Origin of the sequence: Alteromonas sp. 38, assembly GCF_902506055.1 — a bacterium.
Classification (GTDB): domain Bacteria; phylum Pseudomonadota; class Gammaproteobacteria; order Enterobacterales; family Alteromonadaceae; genus Alteromonas; species Alteromonas lipotrueae.
The window spans coordinates 2,870,679-2,888,063 of sequence record NZ_LR733300.1 but is presented as its reverse complement, the minus strand read 5'-3'; the positions used below and the strand labels follow the sequence as shown (position 1 = coordinate 2,888,063).

Genomic DNA, 17,385 nt, shown 5'->3' with positions numbered 1-17,385 from the left:
TTATTCCACTACGGCGTCTGCTTGGGTAACGAAGTCACCCGCGAAGTCCATAATATGGAAGATTACGCTTTGTTCGTTTGTGCCATTTACTAAGAAAGCGCCAGGGCCCTTAGCATGAATACTCACGTCTTCTCCTGAGTGAGTTTCTGAGCCCATAGGAACTAACGCTTCTTGGTGATAACCCGGGGTAGTAGTGTCGATATCAGTAAGGTCTTTGCGACCAGTATCGTACGCTGTAGCGTAACCCGCATCTGAATTGGTTTCGTCTCCAAGGTTTCTGAAGCCAAGACCATTGGTGTAACCCAACGTGGTATAGGGTGTACCATCAGACGCTGTAGCGGCTTCGTCAGCGCCAACATTTACCACTTTACCTAATATGGGATTACCACGTTTAGGGTAGCCGGCAATGGTAAATACATGGCCATGGTCAGCAGTAACAATAATGAGTGTATCTTCATCGTTAGTCAGTTCGTCAGCCATGGCAACAGCGTCAGCAAAGGCTAAGGTATCGTATAAAGCGCCATAAGCATTTCCAGCATGGTGAGCATGGTCAATACGACCCGATTCAACCATAAGGAAGAAGCCTTCATCGTTATTATCAAGAATATTGATAGCCGCTTCAGTCATTTCTGCCACCGAAGGCTCACCAGCAATATCGTTGCTGCGATCAGCTTCATACTGCATGTGCGATTCATTAAACAAACCAAATACGCGTTCGGTCGTTTCGGTGTCTAAGCCGTCAAAACCAGATTGGTCGACGATATAAACACCATTTTCATACATATTCTGCCATTCCGCTGTAAGGTCTCGACCATCCGTTCTATCACCTTCAACTTCGCTTGCAGCATCTACACTATTAAACGCAGCATCGTTGGGAAGAAAGTGGCGGCGGCCGCCGCCCATTACTACTTCCAAGCCATCCACGTCTAAGCCTTCATAGTTAGCTTCTAAGTTAGCTTCGAAGTTTACTAGCTGATCGGCTATATCAGGGCAGCCAGCAGTAACCGCATCTTCAGGCATATCAGATACATCTTCCCAGTTGCGATCGGCCGACTTGGCGTAGGTAGCTGCTGGTGTAGCATGAGTAATGCGAGCAGTAGAGATAATACCGGTAGATTTACCCGCTATTTCTGCAAGTTCTAATGCGGTCACGAGTTCGTTGCCAGCAACCGTACTGCATTCGCCGCGCTCAATATCTTCATCAACGCCAATAACACCCACATCGGTTTTTACACCACTAACCATGGCTGTCATGGTGCCAGCAGAGTCTGGAGTTTGCGCATCAACGTTATACGTTTTAGACAATCCAGAGAATGGGAATTTACCAAAGCTAAGCTGGTTTTCTTCGCCATCAAGCCCTTTTAACTGGCCATCTAGAATTCGTGCGGCTGTAATGGTTGAAATGCCCATGCCGTCACCAACGAACAGAATAACGTTCTTCGCTTTACCGCGAAGGTCGGCTACCATAGCCTGTAACTCTTGATCGTTGGCTACTTGAGTAACTTCGATGTTAGCGCTCGAGATACTTGCTGAGGTGCCTGTCGCATCCATCCACACTTGCTTGTTGTTTTCCACTTTTGCACTGGCGGCTATAAACCAGTCGTTGTTCAAAGTGGTAAGCAGCTCACCGGTTGCAACTTCAGAACTGCCGGGTGCACAAACGTAACTTGTATCGGTGATTTCGTCGTCACCTAACGTGCCATCTGCATTGGTATCTAGGCCAGAATCAAACTGTACACCGCTATTCGGGCAGTTTGCATCGCCTACTGCTAACGCAGTTTGCACGGTTAAGCTATTAAGGCCATTTGAACCATCAACACCTGCTGCGCCATCGTTTCCGTCATCGCCTTCAAGAGAGCAGGCGGTTAGTCCGGCAACTGCTAATGCAACAATACTCAATTTAAAAAGTTTCATTGTTCTTCTCCACTTATTCGTTTATCAGGCCAAGGGCTTGGTTGATTAGGTGGAAAACAACATTTTGTTCTATCACACCTTGTGCTAATTGACTTCCTGGTCCAGTTGCGTGTAATGCTATATCTTCACCAGAGTGTGTTTCAGATCCAAGTGGAATAAGTGCTTCTTGGTGATAACCGGCGGTAGTGGTATCTACATCGGTCAAGTCCATACGACCTGCCGCATTGTCGTAGTTGTAACCTTCATCAGAATCGGTTTCTGTTCCTAGGTCACGAAAACCTAAGCCATTGGTGTAACCTAACGTGGTATATGGCGTGCCATCGGACGCTGTTGCGGGTTCTTCTGCTCCAACATTAACCACTTTACCTAAAATGGGATTACCGCGTTTTGGGTAGCCTGCAATAGTAAATACATGGCCGTGATCAGCAGTAACTAAGATAAGTGTTTCAGAAGGGTCGGTATTATCATAAGCGGCCATAACAGCGGCTTCAAACGCCAAAGTGTCTGTAAGTGCACCGGCTGCATTACCAGCGTGGTGGGCATGGTCAATTCGGCCTGACTCAACCATTAAGAAGAAACCAGTGTCGTTGTTATCTAAGATGTTTACCGCAGCTTCGGTCATTTCAGCAATAGATGGCTCGCCCGCTACGTCATTAGCGCGGTCTGCTTCGTATTGCATGTGCGACTCGTTGAACAAAGCAAAAACCCGTTCAGTCGATTCAGTGTCTAAAGTGTCGAAGCCTGCTTGGTCAACAACATAGACACCATTTTCATATATCTCTTGCCACTCTGCGGTAAGGTCACGGTTGTCTGTACGATCGCCTTCTACTTCGCTAACTGCATCAGCACTATTAAAAGCCGCATCATTAGGTAAGAAGTGACGACGGCCACCGCCCATAACCACTTCAATACCGTCAACATCAACACCTGTATATCTGTCTTCTAGGAAGGTTTCAAAATTGACTAGTTGGTCTGCAATATCAATACAGCCGGCCGCAGCAGCCTCTTCTGGCATATCTGAAATATCTTCCCAGTTACGATCAGCCGATTTAGCGTAAGTGGCCGCAGGCGTAGCGTGTGTAATACGTGCAGTAGAGATAATACCGGTTGCTAAACCTTTAATTTCAGCAAGTTCAAGTGCAGTAATAACTTCATTGCCAGCAACGGTAGCGCATTCACCGCGTTCAATATCTTCGTCAACGCCAATAACACCCACATCCGTTTTTAGGCCCGACATCATCGCTGTCATCGTACCTGCTGAATCTGGAGTTTGTGCATCAACATTGTAGGTTTTAACCAACGCTGTGTGAGGGAAGGTTTCAAATGCCAAGTAACCTTCTTCGCCCAACCCGCCTTCTAGCTGCCCTTTGTGGATGCGCGCAGAAGTAAGTGTAGAAACCCCCATTCCGTCGCCTACAAACAAAATCACGTTTTTGGCTTTGAACTGGTTGTTTGTCACTAGTTTTTCAGTAAGTTTGCTTTGCGCATCTGAATACCATTCGTTATCTGTTTGGTGTTCGGGTAAAACAGCTGCTTGCAAACCAGATGAAGCAACCAGTGCAAGAGCACTAAGCTTCGTTTTCCAAGTACGATTCATCGTCGTTCCCTACATTGAATTTAAATTGTGATGGTCAGTTTTATTGTTAATTAGTACGCAAGTCGCCAAATGAAATTGATTCTCGTTATCATTTAAATGCGCTATTTTCAACGATATATCGGGAAAGTGACGTTTATTTGACAGATTTTTGAACGGGCTTTAACAAAGCAACTACTAAGTACAAAATTTAAGAGAAGGAGGGCAAGACTATTTGTAAATTATCTTTACAAATTAGAGTGTTGGAAAAGCGTATTTTGAAGACAAATAATAAAATTAAATTTATGAAATTTTTAGTATGACAGGAAGCTAAATATCAGATATCGCTACTTAAAAGTGTGATGTTGTAACATAACATTGGAGTGTGATACACACAATGTGCTGCCTTGATCATACCAGTCACCTAACACGATTCTGGTTGCAGGTTTGCCATTGGCGGTAAGAGAATGAATGTTAGGGCGGTGTGTGTGTCCATGAATTAAGCGTTGAACATTGTGCTGCTCCATAACCTTAATCACTTCTGTGGGTGTCACATCCATAATATCTGGTTTAAGATGCTTTTGGTTCTCTTTACTTTCCGCTCGACCATTTCTTGCAACGCGGCGTCTGTACCATAAAGGCAAGGCTAGCATTAGCCTAGGCCACCACCAACCGCGAGATTTCTTTCTGAATTTTTGATAGGCCACATCGTTAGTGCAAAGCTCGTCGCCGTGGGTGATAAGTGTGGGTGTCCCGTATAGGTCAATAACGGTGGGTTCGTTGATAAGTGTCATTCCCGCCTTGTATGTCCAGCCTTCGCGTATCGCAAAATCGCGATTGCCATGCATAAAGTAAATAGGCACATGTTGGCTTAAAGTCTTGAATGCCTCTGCAATAGCGGTATTAAATGGGGTAACGTCATCATCGCCAATCCATACTTCAAATAAATCGCCCAACACATATAAGGCATCGGCTTCCTTTGCATCGCTTTCTAAAAATTGCATTAGGCACGCGGTGATGTCAGGGCGGTCTGCACTTAGGTGTAAATCAGCGATGAAGTAGGTAAATGACATAGAAATGGACAACTTTGAAAGGCGTTTCGAAAAAAGAGGCCGCTTTGAATGAGTACGGCCTTTGCTTAATAAGATGTAGCGATAGTGAGCATTTAAGGTTTTAAATGCTCACTTAACAGCACTAAGCTACAACCGCTTTTTCAATAACAACTGGCTCAACAGGTACATCTTGATGATAACCGCTTGAACCGGTTTTAACGTTTTTGATTTTCTCAACTACGTCCATGCCGTCGGTAACTTTACCGAATGCGCAGTAGCCCCAGCCATTCACTGATTCGCTAGTGTGGTTAAGGAAGCTGTTATTACCCACGTTAATGAAGAACTGCGCAGTTGCTGAATGCGGATCATTAGTACGTGCCATCGCAATAGTACCAATTTCGTTAGCAACGCCGTTGTTTGCTTCATTTTCAATAGTATCTTTGGTGTCTTTCTGATCCATATCTGCAGTGAAACCACCACCTTGAATCATGAAACCGTCAATCACACGGTGAAAAATAGTGTCATCGTAAAAACCTTCTTTAACATAAGCTAGAAAGTTCTCTACAGTTTTAGGGGCTTTGTCTTCAAATAATTCTAGGGTGATGTCACCAAAGTTTGTTTTGAGAGTAACCATTTCTTCGTGTCCTGCCTTTAAATAAGTAAATACCCAGTAATATTACCGCATAACCAGCCATGCGGGGAAGTAGCGATGCTAAAAAGCATCGCAAAATCTTACCATTTGGCCACATACAGTGCTAAACTTTGCGGCCATTTTGATACTTAGGAATTCACTTTATGCTACACCTTTACAATACCCGTACCCGTGACAAGGCGAAATTCGTGCCGCTTCAAGAAGGGAAGGTGGGCTTGTATGTGTGTGGTATTACCGTGTACGACCTAAGCCATATGGGGCATGCTCGCACTTACCTTAGTTTCGACATACTTGTTCGATACCTGCGTCATTTGGGTTTTGATGTGAAGTACGTTCGTAATATCACAGATATTGACGACAAAATTATTGCCCGTGCTAATGAAAACGGTGAAACCTTTCAAGCGTTAACTAAGCGCACCATTGGCATGATGCATGAAGACTTTGCGGCTATCAATTTACTTGAGCCAGACGTAGAGCCAACCGTTAGCGGACATATGGTTGAGATCATCGATATTATTAAGATATTGATGGATAAAGGCTTTGCATATCAGGCCTCAAATGGCGATGTATTATTTGATGTAAGCAAATTCCCTGAATATGGCAAGTTGAGCAAGCAGGACTTAGATCAACTTCAATCTGGATCCCGTGTTGAAGTAACATCGGACAAAGATGACCCGCTAGATTTTGTGTTGTGGAAACCCGCTAAAGCCGGTGAGCCTGCATGGCAATCGCCGTGGGGTGAAGGCCGCCCCGGTTGGCACATTGAATGTTCTGCTATGAACAAAAAGCATTTGGGTGCACATTTTGATATTCACGGTGGAGGTTCTGACCTTACGTTCCCGCACCATGAAAATGAAGTGGCGCAGTCTTGCTGCGCATTTGATACACCGTACGTAAACGTGTGGATGCACGCAGGCATGGTGCAAGTAGACGATGAGAAAATGTCTAAGTCGTTAGGTAACTTTTTTACCCTTCGTGACGTACTACAAGAGCACGATGCTGAAACCTTGCGCTTCTTCTTAATGTCGGCACATTACCGTAGCCAGTTAAGTTACTCGCAAGATAACATTACCCAAGCAAAAGCGGCATTAGAGCGTTTATACACTGCGCTTCGTGGTGTATCAGTAGATGAATCTACCGACCTTAGCTACGGTGGTTATTTAGCGCGCTTTGAAACCGCCATGAATGACGATTTAAACGTACCTGAAGCATTTTCAGTATTGTTTGATGTGGCGCGTGAAATAAACCGAAATAAAGATAATACCGAAGAAGCGAGTAAATTAGCGGCGGTGCTTAAAGGTTTAGGTGCTATTTTGGGAATGCTGCAAAGCGACCCAGATGCTTACCTGAAAGGCGGTAGCGAAAACGATGATGAAGCCGCTGAAATAGAAGCGTTGATAAAACAGCGGAACGATGCTCGTGCAGCTAAAGATTGGGCTGCAGCAGATGCTGCGAGAGATGCACTTAACGCTAAGAATATAGTGTTAGAAGATGGGCCTGCTGGCACGACTTGGCGCAGAGGCTAGGTGCTAAAAACAAAAAAGGGCTTAGCTGACATCATCAGCTAAGCCCTTATTATCAAAAAACATTCGCTTAAAAACGCTTTTCAATACCAATTTCAAATCTACGTTGTGCACCATACCAACAGTTATTCGTGTCGTAACATGCACCAACATACTCTTTGTCGGTCAAGTTACTTACACTGCCTGTTAGTTTTAAATCGTACTCTGGCATGTCGTAAGACAATACCGCATCAACCAAGGTGTAAGAAGGCACAGTGTCGGTGTTGTACTTATCTACTTGGGTTTCACCCACGTAACGTACACCTGCACCTAACATTAATCCGTCTAGAGCATCGTCGAAAAAGTAGTTTGCCCAAACAGAGGCACTTTCTTCAGCAACCCATACCGGTGTTTTACCTACTACGTCTGGGTCTAATGTATCTTCGGTCACTTCCATATCAAGGAAAGTCGCATTTGCTTGAACCGATAGTGCGTTGGTCACGCGGGTATTAAGTTCTAGCTCAATCCCTTTAGATTCAACTTCACCATTTTGTGTATATTGCGCAAAGTCTGACGTATTGACCACTACATTTTGTTTCGTCAGTACGAAGTACGCCCCCGTAAACGTGGTTGCGCCATCACCGCTAATATATTTAGTACCCACTTCAACTTGGTCAGCTGTAGTAGGTTTGAAAGCTTCGCCAGTAACTGAGTCGGTGCCTGAAACAGGTTCGAAAGATTCAGAGTAGTTCGCATACATGCGCCACCCTGAGTCAAACGTGTACATAGCTGCTACACGGCCTGAAAACTCATTCTGGTCAATTTCTGTGGTGCTGCCGTAAGGGAAGCCAGCGTACTCATTTTCAGCTACATCGGTACTTTCAAATTGATCATATCGACCATTAAGTAAGAACGTGAAATTATCGATACGAATTTCGTCTTGAAGATAAAAGCCAATTTGCTCAATGTCGATAACGTGATCTTCTTGATAGAAATCCAGTGGCAGCGAACTTACATCGAAAAGGTCGTTATCAATATTGCTTAAATCAAGCACTGGCGTATCTGTGGTTAATGTATCGCGATACGCTACGGTTGAGTCGGAATTTTGATAATCCACACCGAATAACAGGTTGTGTGATACATCGCCAGTTTTCACAAAACCTGCGACCTGCGTATCAACGGTCACACCATCAATTTCTTCATCGGTAAGGTACGCTGAACGGGTAAGGAAAATTCCATCCGTTGGTTCACCAGAATGATACGAGTTTTGCTGCAGGGCATCCGCATCGGTGTAGCGAAATTTTTGTAATACTGACCAGTTTTCACTAAATTCATGGTTCAGTTTATAGCCAAGCATAAGCACTTCGCGAGAATAACTGTTCCAGTTTTTATCACCGGCGTAAACACTAGCGTCAAGCTTGCCATAAGGTGCTTCGTAAAGGGTACCAACGCCTGGAAGTGGGGTAGAGGGCACCATTTCAGGGTCGTCTTGATAGTACGCAGAAAGGGTAAGCTCCGTTGCCTTGCTAATATCTACGGTTACAGAAGGCGCAATGGTGTAGCGCTCATTCTCAGTAGTGTCCTGAAATCCATCTTGTTTTCTACCAAGTGCCACAATACGAAAGCGCGCGTTGTCGGTAAGTTGGCCGGTAGTATCTACACCAAGCTCAAATAAGTTATCTGAACCTACCGCTGCACGAACCAAAGTTTCGTCTTCGTCTTTTGGATATTTGGCCACCTGATTCACCATTCCACCTGGAGGAACTAGTCCATAAAGTGACGATGCAGGGCCTTTTAGAATTTCTAATGATTCAGTGGCGAACGAGTCTACTTGCGGGTACAAATTCCAACTGTTGTTACTTAAAAGGGGTAGGCCATCGTAAAAAGTTTGGTAGGTATCGAATCCACGAATGGTAAATTGGTCAAAAATAGTGATGGTTGGGCGACTTTCAGTCGTTACACCGGAGCTATAGCGCAAGGCTTCTGACACAGATTGTGCTTGGCGCAATTGCAAAAGTTCTTGATCGATAACACTAATACTGACAGGCGAATCGATAGGGCGCAAAGAAGACTTAGTCGCCGTACTTCTGTACGACTGCATAGGGTTAACTTCAATGTGCTCAAGGCTTTCATCGTCTTGTTCTTGTGCAACTGGTGATGTAGCTACCGCTATCGCTAATGCGGTTAAGGAAGGGTAAAACCAACCTTTACGACCGTTCGGCATTCTTTATTTCCTCAAAATGTAAGACTAACAACCAATGGTATTGGTCAGAAGTCTACCATATGAGTATTGAAATGATAATGGTTATCATTAGGTTTTAATTTTGCAAAGGTGTATCTACAAGTTCCTTTTTATTGTTGTATCCTCTGAAGGCGCTGTTACTGGCATCGTAGATTCTTTTTTAGCGAGCTCTGATTTCCAGCGCTGTTGTGCAATGTGTCCTTTCATCAATTCTAAGCATTCATTCACCACCTGTAATACTTCTTTATCTAATGCATCGGCTGTAGGGGTGTAATCATGCATACCCACTGAGATGAAATGGTCGATGCGATCAGCATCTAAATCAGACAACAAATTTACCAGCGACATGGTGACAATATCGGTTACCGATTCCTCCAGTGTGTTTTCAATTGTTTTACCAATTATGGGTAAGTAATTAAGCGTAGACACCTGGGAGTTTCCACGTACCGCTTTGCCTACACTTTTGCGAACATGTTCACGTATCACTTCACCATGTTCGTCGTTACTTATCGATTGCCCTAAGTGATTAATAACACCCGCCATCCATTGGGTAATAACAGGGCGGCGTGGTGCAAGGACTTGCTCGGTAATCTCATCTACCAATGGTGAGCCTGCGGCAATGTCTTTTTGCGCATCGCTTAATACTTTCACCACAATTCTGTCGCTAAGCTCTTCAACAAATACATCGTAATAGAAGGCGAAGAACCGAAAAATTGCGGTGCGGTTTAAATCAATAATTTGATATTTGTGCAGCCGATGCAAAATTGAAAATATGCGTAGGAAGCGGAACAGCCGCGTAGCCCCAAGAGGAATTAGTCCAACTAAATCGTACCAATGCAGAAAAGGGAAAAAATACCAACGCAGGTGCTCTTTGCGCACGATGGCAACAATCCACCTAAAACAAAACTCAGTGAGAAAAATGCCAATGAAGACTAAATCAACCAACAAGAAGTTGTGATGAATGGGGTCGTAAGCGTTAATTAAAGCGGGGAAGAAGGCATCTATTTGAGAATAGATAAAATCGGTAGCGTACAAGGCATCGAAAATTAGCCATGCTAGGTTTAAAAATAAAATACCCAGCATGACTAAATCTAAGATTAACCAGGGCGTTTCATGACTGTTACGTAAATTGTCCCGGTTAATCCTTAGCATTGCTCTATCCTTTGCTATTTAGCCTGTGCTATTTAATCTAGTGACGTCTACAAACAGCTTTAGCTTCTGGCCCGGCTGTAAGTAACGCGATGTATTAATGTTATTCCATTTACCAATATTGCTGATGCTGACATTGAATTTATTCGCAATGCGCGACAGGGAATCACCGTTTCTAACCGTATAGGTTACGCGTTTGGTTATAGCATCAGCGTTTTTTGAGTTGCTATTGTTATTCTGCCAAACCACTAATTTTTTCCCAAGATGGAGCATGTCGCCAGGCGCCATATTGTTCCAACTCGCTAGTTTTTTAGTAGTAACGCCATATTTACGTGCAATATCCCATAACGTATCACCTGAGCGAATAGTATGGGTAACTTTATATGCACCGTGCTTTTTGTTTTGCACACTGGCTAAACGCTGGCCTTGTGATAGGTCGTAATTATCTAGCGCTTTCAAGGCCACAGGTACCATAATGGGTTGGCCAATACGAATAACGTTAGAGTTAAGCTCATTAACTTGCTTAATCACTTTTACAGTGGTGTGATATTTATTCGCAAGTTTCCCTAAGCTATCGCCAGGCTTCACCGTATGACGTACCCAATTCAATCGGTCGGTACGATCAATTTTAGCAAGCGCATCACTAAAATCAGCGGCTTCGGTTAACGGTAACACTAATCTATGCGGGCCCTCTGGAGCAGTAGCCCAGCGGTTAAAGCCAGGGTTCAATGCATGTAACTCTTTAAGCGTCATGCCCGCAAGGTCGGCAGCAAAGGCCAAATCTACCTGTGAACCAATATCAACCACTTCGATAACGGCGACGTTTTCAACTTCAGGCCATGCAAAAGCATATTCATCACGATGTTTTAAAATGTCTGCCAATGCTAATAATTTCGGTACATACGCACGCGTTTCACGAGGTAAGTTTAACGACCAAAAATCGGTAGGCTTACCGGCTTTTTTATTTGCGCGAATGGCTTTTGAAACTCTGCCTTCGCCACTGTTATACGCCGCTAGAGCATGTAGCCAATCGCCATCGAACATGTTCGATAAATAGGTTAGGTAATCTAAAGCACCTTTTGTGGACGCTATAACGTCACGACGCCCATCGTACCACCAGGTTTGCTCCATTCCGAAACGCTTGCCCGTGCCGGGAATAAATTGCCACATACCAGCGGCTCGGCCATGAGAGTAGGCAAAAGGGTCGAAAGCACTTTCAACAATGGGCAATAACACCAATTCCATTGGCATATCACGCTTTTCTATTTCATCAACAATGTAGTAAAGAAACGGCTTGGCACGAGTAACCACACGTTTCATGTACTCTGGATGCTTTAAATACCAGTTTTTTTGCACATCAACGCGGCGATCATCGGGAATGTATAAATCAAGCCCATCGCTTACTCGCTGCCACACGTTGGTAATAATGGCTTCGGTTTCTACTGAAGGATCGTCAATAAGCTCTTCTGCTTCCGACAGCAGATTATCTTTAGGGTGCACTACATCAATAACGCCTTCGCGCGCTATTTCACAGTCTTCAATTGCTTCTGGCGTGTCGTATAATGTGTTGCAAGGTTCAGTAGCGCCTTCAACATTTTGTACATTCGCCACGTCTTCTTGTATTTGTTCTTCGGTGATTTGGCACCCACTTAGCCCTAACGCTAATAAAACGGGTGACAAAACAAACAACTTCAACTGCATGTAGAAGGGACCTCTCGAATACCTGCAAACCGCACATTCTACCTTCAGTGCGTTAGTTTTGCATTAAAACTCATCTTTCCAGCGCCGAACTGCAGCAAATACCGCTACATCGTCGCCCATGTTTTTTTCGCAATAAGCTTCGGCAGCAGTTTGTACAGAAAGTTCATGAGAACGTAAGAAAGGGTTAATTTGTTTTTGCTCTGCCAAATATGAGGGCAGGGTTGGCATACCCATTTCTCGCTTTTTATCTACCCACGATGAATAGTTTTGTAGGTTTTGATTTTCTGGTTCTACTTCTAATGCGAAGCGTACGTTCGATTGAGTATATTCGTGGGTACAGTAAACCAGCGTGTTGTCGGGCAAGCGCTTCAGCTTGTTCAACGAGTGCAACATTTGTTCAGGCGAACCTTCGAATAACCGGCCACAACCTGCTGAAAATAATGTATCACCACAAAACAAAACGTTGTGGCCAAAAAACGCAATATGATCGAGTGTATGACCGGGCACTTCCATTACTTGGAATTCTAAATCTAATACAGGAAGCTGTAAGGTATCGCCTTGCGAAACGGATTTAGTGATGCCACGAATATGTCCCCCTCTTGGGCCGATAACGGGAAGGCCTGGGTTTGCCGACATTAATTTGGCAATGCCACCCGTGTGGTCATGATGATGATGCGTAATTAACACGGCCGCTAAATGTAGGTTTTCACTGTTTAAAAACGAGAGTACGGGCTCCGCATCGCCTGGGTCGACAACGATCGCTTGGTCGTTATTGTGAATACACCAGATGTAATTGTCGCTAAATGCTTCTATTGGAAAAATTGAAATGCCGTGAGGAAGAACGTCAGTCGTCATGGTGCACCTGCTTGTGTAGGTATAATTATGCGATACTATAAGAACTTGTTGTACACAGAGCAACCTTAAGGCACGCTTAGCATCTATGAGATCAGCATTTCGCTCCCAAGCACCCCGTTATCCTGAAGACTGGACCGACTTTCCAGCAGGAGAGCAAATTAAGCAAGCCATCACGCAAGTGTGCGACGACTACACCCAACGCATTTTTGGGTATCACTTCGTGAAACTCGGCAGTTTAAGTGCTCAAATTCCTTTGGTGAAAAGCCCAATACGTAACATTGTTAGCCAAGTGCCATTTAGTGCGATGCATTTAGAGCGTGATGAGATAAGTGAAAGTGCGAGTAATAGTGATGGGCGGATAGAAAGCGTTGATAGTTCAGCAAGCCCCAAAATAGTAGGACAGTCACATCAGCTGCCATTTTCTGAAAACAGCATAGATGGCTTTTTACTAGCCAATGAATTGGACTTTGCGCAAGACCCTCACGAAATTTTACGGGAAGTAGACAGAGTTATTACTCAAAGTGGTTACGTTATTATTAGCGGGTTCAACCCGCTGAGTTTAGCCGGCATCGCCAAGTACTTACCGGTCAAGCGCGACAATAAACTGCATGACGCTCGTTTTTTTACCTCATATCGCATTAAAGATTGGTTGCAGCTGTTGGGCTTTGAAATTGTAGAACAGCGCCAAATTATGTTTTCTACATTGTTTTTTGAACAGCGATGGGGTTACGCGAATAACATTCAGCAATACCTTTCCACTTACTTCCCGTGGTGCAGTGCCGTTTACGTAATATTGGCCAGAAAGCGGGTAATGCCTATGACGGCTATTCGCCCGAAACTTCAACTAAAACGTCAGTTCTCTCCTGTTGGTGCCGCGAGCGCCAGAACCTCTTCCTATAATAAAGCCAAAAGCTGAGACACCCACAGTTTTAGTCTAAGCCGAAACTAACCATGGACACCCACGATATTTCTGGGGCTCAAACTCGGACACCCACGTTAATTTGGAATATTAATCAGTGGATGTCCATTTTTTGATTGGGGTTAAAACATGGATGCCCACCTTTATCACCGATTTGACGAGAGCCAAAAACAAGACACCCACAATTCGCCTTGGCAATATAAAAGTGAGTGTCCGCAATAGAACTGGGGTTTTAAAAGTGGGTGTCCATGTTTTTAGTGGGCGTTAAAACATGGATGTCCACTTTTAAACTAGGCAGAGAAACAAGAAAATCTACATCATTTTCCCACAAACAAAAAAGCCGTGTTGAGACTATCAACACGGCTTTCAAATTTTCTAGCGGTTCGTTTACCTAAAAAGTCAGCAACCCAATATTACTTAACGCGCATACCAGGCAATGCACCTTCGTGTGGCTCTAAGATATAAAGCTCATCCCCCCCCGGGCCGGCAGCTAAAACCATGCCTTCAGACATACCAAAGCGCATCTTACGCGGTGCTAGGTTAGCCACCATTACGGTATGCTTTCCAATTAACGCTTCAGGTGAGTAGGCAGACTTAATACCGGCAAATACCTGCTTTGTTTCGCCGCCTAAATCTAGCTCTAAACGTAGAAGTTTATCGGCCTTTTCAACATGTTCAGCGTTGGCGATACGTGCAATACGTAAATCTACTTTAGCGAAGTCATTGAACGAGATTGTCTCGCTGATAGGATCTTTACCTAACGGGCTGTCTGGGTTAACCGTTGGCTTTGTTGGCTCTAGGTTTTCTTTTGAATCATCAACCATGGCGTCTACTTTCTCCATTTCTACACGTTGCATCATTGGCTTAAACTTGTTGATGGCGTGACCCGTTAGCACGGTTTCAAGAGACGACCACGTAAACTCATCGTTCAAGAAGCCTTCTGCTTTTTCTGCCAATACTGGAAGCACAGGTTTTAAGTAAATGACCAACAGGCGGAACATATTAATACCCAACGAACATACATCGTGAGTGAACTGCTGTTTGGTTTCGTCTTTGATAGTTACCCAAGGGGCGTTGGTATCAATGAACTGGTTGGCTTTATCGGCCAATGTCATGATTTCACGTATCGCTTGATGGTAACGACGGCGCTCGAATAAATCGGCAATAGTGTCGGCTGCATTTTGGAACTCGGCAATAAGCTCGGGCTCTAATACGTTGTCAGACAATTTGCCGTCAAAACGCTTAGTAATAAAGCTGGCACAACGGCTAGCAATGTTTACTACCTTACCTACTAAGTCTGAATTCACTTTTTGAGCGAAATCGGTAAAGTTTAAGTCGATGTCGGTTACGCTATCGCCAAGCTTAGACGCAAAGTAATAACGTAAGTACTCTGGGTTCAAATGGTCTAAATAAGTGCGCCCTTTAATAAAGGTACCGCGAGACTTAGACATTTTCGCCCCATTCACCGTAACAAAACCGTGAATATTTACACCAGTAGGCTTACGGTAACCCGCACCTTCTAGCATCGCAGGCCAAAAAAGGCAGTGGAAGTAGGTAATGTCTTTACCAATAAAGTGGTAAAGCTCGGCGTCTGAATCGGCTTTCCAGAAATCGTCGAATTCCAAGTTATTTTGGTCGCAGAAGTTTTTAAAGCTGGCCATGTAGCCAACGGGGGCATCTACCCATACATAGAAAAACTTATTCGGGGCACCTGGAATTTCAAACCCAAAATAAGGGGCGTCGCGGCTAATATCCCACTGCTGCAAACCTTCGGTAAACCACTCTTGAAGCTTGTTGGCCATTTCTTCTTGCAGGGCACCCGAGCGGATCCAGCCTTTAAGCATGTCTTCAAACTTAGGAAGGTCGAAAAAGAAATGTTCAGATTCTTTCAATACTGGCGTAGCGCCAGATACCACACTGCGTGGGTTTTTAACCTCAGTAGGGCTGTAGGTTGCGCCGCACACATCACAGCTATCGCCGTTTTGATCTTCAGCACCACAGCTAGGGCAGGTACCCTTAACGAAGCGGTCTGGCAAAAACATTTCTTTTTGCGGATCGTATAATTGATTAATCGTACGCTTGCTAATGTAACCGGCGTTATCTAAACGAGTGTAAATTTCTTCACACAACGCCCTGTTTTCAGGCGAATGGGTTACATAGTAGTTGTCGTACTCTACGTGAAAATCGAGCAGATCTTGGTGATGCTCTGCACGAGTTCTGGCCACCATTTCTTCTGGTGTAATACCCAGTTCCTGCGCTTTAAGCATAACAGGTGTACCGTGTGCATCATCGGCACAAACACTGTAACATTCGTTTCCACGCAGACGCTGAAACCGTGTCCAGATATCGGTTTGAATGTGTTCAAGCAAGTGGCCTAAGTGAATAGAGCCATTGGCGTAGGGCAACGCACTGGTTACCAGAATGCGGCGATTTTCAGACATAATAACGTATAGATTCTTCGCGTTTCAAAATGGCTGCAAATACTAGCGGAAATCCGCGTTTTTTGCATTACGAAATTCACAAAATACCCCGTAGACAGGATAATTTATGTTCTTTTCCCGTAAAGCTAAGCCACTCATAGACAGAGTTGCGGCTATTTTAGCCAGCTATTTCAGTATTGAAGCCGACATTACCGCACAATGGTGTGCAGATAAGTTAGGTTCAGATCAAGCCATTGGTGACAAAAAAGCTGGTAGCGAAAAAGCTGACAACAAGAAAGCTGATCACGAAACTCCTTCCAACACATTCACCATCAACTTACCGTTTTGTTATAAAACTCAGCAAGCAACAATTAAAGCTTACGTGCTAGAAGCACTAAAAGGCGAGCTTTCCGAGCAGCAACTCATCGTTAGCCAAAACATAGCGTCGGGCGAAACTAAAAACACTGCCGTAAATAATATTAAAAATATTATTGCCGTGGCATCAGGCAAAGGCGGGGTAGGGAAGTCGACCACAAGTATTAATTTGGCCTTTGCACTTATGCAAGAAGGGGCAAGTGTAGGCATTTTAGATGCTGACATTTACGGCCCATCTGTGCCTATTATGTTGGGCAATACGGATGCACACCCTCATAGTAGTGATAACAAACACATGCAGCCGTTAAGCGCCCATGGATTGGTGGCAAACTCTATCGGCTACCTAGTGCCACAAGAAGACGCAGCAGTATGGCGCGGCCCAATGGCGAGTAGGGCATTAAAACAGCTTATTGACGAAACCTTGTGGCCAGTGCTCGACTACTTAATTGTAGACATGCCACCGGGTACTGGCGACATTCAGCTTACTATGGCACAACAAGTGCCGCTAACTGCTGCGGTAGTAGTAACCACACCCCAAGACTTAGCTTTAGCCGATGCCCAAAAAGGCATTAGCATGTTCGAAAAAGTGAGTGTGCCAGTATTGGGGCTAGTTGAAAACATGAGTTATTACCAATGTCGCGCCTGTGGCACCAAAGACTATGTGTTTTCAAAAGATGGCGGCGAAATCTTAGCTGAGCGACATGGCTTGCCACTACTAGGCCAATTACCACTCGATATCACCGTGCGCGAACACGCCGATGCGGGTACGCCACTGTTGGTAAGTGCACCTGAGAGCCCATTAAGTGAAAGCTACCGCGAAGCCGCTAGAGCGTTGTCGATGCAATTAGCGTTAACCGTTGTGCCCAGAACGCAGCAAAGCAAGCATATTAAAGGCGACCCCATTGGCGTTAACAGTAAGCTGTAAATGATAAATTTAAACAGAAATTAGTCACTTTTAACCGTCTCAGTTATTAATTTTGGTATTTAAAGTAAATAGTCGCTTATAGCCAGTTGATTGGCGAGTGCTACAT

Annotated in this window: 12 protein-coding genes; 3 read left to right on the top strand and 9 right to left on the bottom strand. The window is 44.4% G+C overall.

The genetic code is table 11. The features are described from left to right. The 4 genes from FLAVO9R_RS12530 to FLAVO9R_RS12515 all read right to left on the bottom strand — a co-directional run bounded on the left by FLAVO9R_RS12530 (nucleotide 1) and on the right by FLAVO9R_RS12515 (nucleotide 5,173). Nucleotides 1-1,914: an alkaline phosphatase gene (locus FLAVO9R_RS12530; RefSeq protein ID WP_159531789.1), complete on the bottom strand. Its 1,914-nt coding sequence runs from the start codon at nucleotides 1,912-1,914 to the stop codon at nucleotides 1-3. 13 nt (nucleotides 1,915-1,927) lie between these two features. Beyond that, the gene (locus FLAVO9R_RS12525) at nucleotides 1,928-3,511 is read right to left on the bottom strand and encodes an alkaline phosphatase (RefSeq protein WP_159531787.1); all 1,584 of its coding nucleotides are present in this window, start codon (nucleotides 3,509-3,511) and stop codon (nucleotides 1,928-1,930) included. Between the two features lie 323 nt (nucleotides 3,512-3,834). Continuing rightward, nucleotides 3,835-4,560, bottom strand: coding sequence for a UDP-2,3-diacylglucosamine diphosphatase (lpxH, locus tag FLAVO9R_RS12520; RefSeq protein ID WP_159531785.1), 726 nt, complete (start codon nucleotides 4,558-4,560; stop codon nucleotides 3,835-3,837). Between the two features lie 121 nt (nucleotides 4,561-4,681). Continuing rightward, a complete protein-coding gene (locus tag FLAVO9R_RS12515) occupies nucleotides 4,682-5,173 on the bottom strand; it encodes a peptidylprolyl isomerase (protein WP_159531783.1) in 492 nt (163 codons plus the stop codon). 161 nt (nucleotides 5,174-5,334) lie between these two features. On the opposite strand from FLAVO9R_RS12515, the gene cysS reads away from it, so the two are divergent. Beyond that, nucleotides 5,335-6,717, top strand: a complete 1,383-nt coding sequence (gene cysS, locus FLAVO9R_RS12510; protein WP_159531781.1) for a cysteine--tRNA ligase — start codon at nucleotides 5,335-5,337, stop codon at nucleotides 6,715-6,717. A 67-nt stretch (nucleotides 6,718-6,784) separates the two neighbouring features. Here cysS and FLAVO9R_RS12505 read toward each other — a convergent pair whose 3' ends face one another. From FLAVO9R_RS12505 to gloB, 4 genes are all read right to left on the bottom strand, one after another. Beyond that, nucleotides 6,785-8,917, bottom strand: coding sequence for a TonB-dependent siderophore receptor (locus FLAVO9R_RS12505; RefSeq protein WP_159531779.1), 2,133 nt, complete (start codon nucleotides 8,915-8,917; stop codon nucleotides 6,785-6,787). 114 nt (nucleotides 8,918-9,031) lie between these two features. Further along, nucleotides 9,032-10,087 (bottom strand): ion transporter, encoded by a 1,056-nt coding sequence (locus FLAVO9R_RS12500; RefSeq protein ID WP_159531777.1) that lies wholly within the window; start codon nucleotides 10,085-10,087, stop codon nucleotides 9,032-9,034. Nucleotides 10,088-10,105: 18 nt separating this feature from the next. Further along, on the bottom strand, nucleotides 10,106-11,785 hold the full coding sequence (locus FLAVO9R_RS12495; protein WP_159531775.1) for a lytic transglycosylase: 1,680 nt from the start codon (nucleotides 11,783-11,785) through the stop codon (nucleotides 10,106-10,108). A 63-nt stretch (nucleotides 11,786-11,848) separates the two neighbouring features. Next, nucleotides 11,849-12,640: a hydroxyacylglutathione hydrolase gene (gene gloB / locus FLAVO9R_RS12490; protein WP_159531773.1), complete on the bottom strand. Its 792-nt coding sequence runs from the start codon at nucleotides 12,638-12,640 to the stop codon at nucleotides 11,849-11,851. Nucleotides 12,641-12,725: 85 nt separating this feature from the next. Between gloB and FLAVO9R_RS12485 the strand changes: the two genes are divergently transcribed. Continuing rightward, nucleotides 12,726-13,556, top strand: a complete 831-nt coding sequence (locus tag FLAVO9R_RS12485) for a class I SAM-dependent methyltransferase (protein ID WP_159531771.1) — start codon at nucleotides 12,726-12,728, stop codon at nucleotides 13,554-13,556. Between the two features lie 416 nt (nucleotides 13,557-13,972). On the opposite strand, the gene metG is transcribed toward FLAVO9R_RS12485, so the two are convergent. Beyond that, nucleotides 13,973-16,000, bottom strand: coding sequence for a methionine--tRNA ligase (gene metG / locus FLAVO9R_RS12480; protein WP_159531769.1), 2,028 nt, complete (start codon nucleotides 15,998-16,000; stop codon nucleotides 13,973-13,975). Nucleotides 16,001-16,106: 106 nt separating this feature from the next. On the opposite strand from metG, the gene apbC reads away from it, so the two are divergent. Continuing rightward, nucleotides 16,107-17,279: an iron-sulfur cluster carrier protein ApbC gene (gene apbC, locus FLAVO9R_RS12475; RefSeq protein ID WP_159531767.1), complete on the top strand. Its 1,173-nt coding sequence runs from the start codon at nucleotides 16,107-16,109 to the stop codon at nucleotides 17,277-17,279. Nucleotides 17,280-17,385 lie beyond the last annotated feature (106 nt).

Coding starts and splice junctions, on each gene's coding strand:
- FLAVO9R_RS12530 (WP_159531789.1), bottom strand. CDS start 1,914: ATGAAACTTTTTAAATTGAGTATTGTTGCATTAGCAGTTGCCGGACTA.
- FLAVO9R_RS12525 (WP_159531787.1), bottom strand. CDS start 3,511: ATGAATCGTACTTGGAAAACGAAGCTTAGTGCTCTTGCACTGGTTGCT.
- lpxH (WP_159531785.1), bottom strand. CDS start 4,560: ATGTCATTTACCTACTTCATCGCTGATTTACACCTAAGTGCAGACCGC.
- FLAVO9R_RS12515 (WP_159531783.1), bottom strand. CDS start 5,173: ATGGTTACTCTCAAAACAAACTTTGGTGACATCACCCTAGAATTATTT.
- cysS (WP_159531781.1), top strand. CDS start 5,335: ATGCTACACCTTTACAATACCCGTACCCGTGACAAGGCGAAATTCGTG.
- FLAVO9R_RS12505 (WP_159531779.1), bottom strand. CDS start 8,917: ATGCCGAACGGTCGTAAAGGTTGGTTTTACCCTTCCTTAACCGCATTA.
- FLAVO9R_RS12500 (WP_159531777.1), bottom strand. CDS start 10,087: ATGCTAAGGATTAACCGGGACAATTTACGTAACAGTCATGAAACGCCC.
- FLAVO9R_RS12495 (WP_159531775.1), bottom strand. CDS start 11,785: ATGCAGTTGAAGTTGTTTGTTTTGTCACCCGTTTTATTAGCGTTAGGG.
- gloB (WP_159531773.1), bottom strand. CDS start 12,640: ATGACGACTGACGTTCTTCCTCACGGCATTTCAATTTTTCCAATAGAA.
- FLAVO9R_RS12485 (WP_159531771.1), top strand. CDS start 12,726: ATGAGATCAGCATTTCGCTCCCAAGCACCCCGTTATCCTGAAGACTGG.
- metG (WP_159531769.1), bottom strand. CDS start 16,000: ATGTCTGAAAATCGCCGCATTCTGGTAACCAGTGCGTTGCCCTACGCC.
- apbC (WP_159531767.1), top strand. CDS start 16,107: ATGTTCTTTTCCCGTAAAGCTAAGCCACTCATAGACAGAGTTGCGGCT.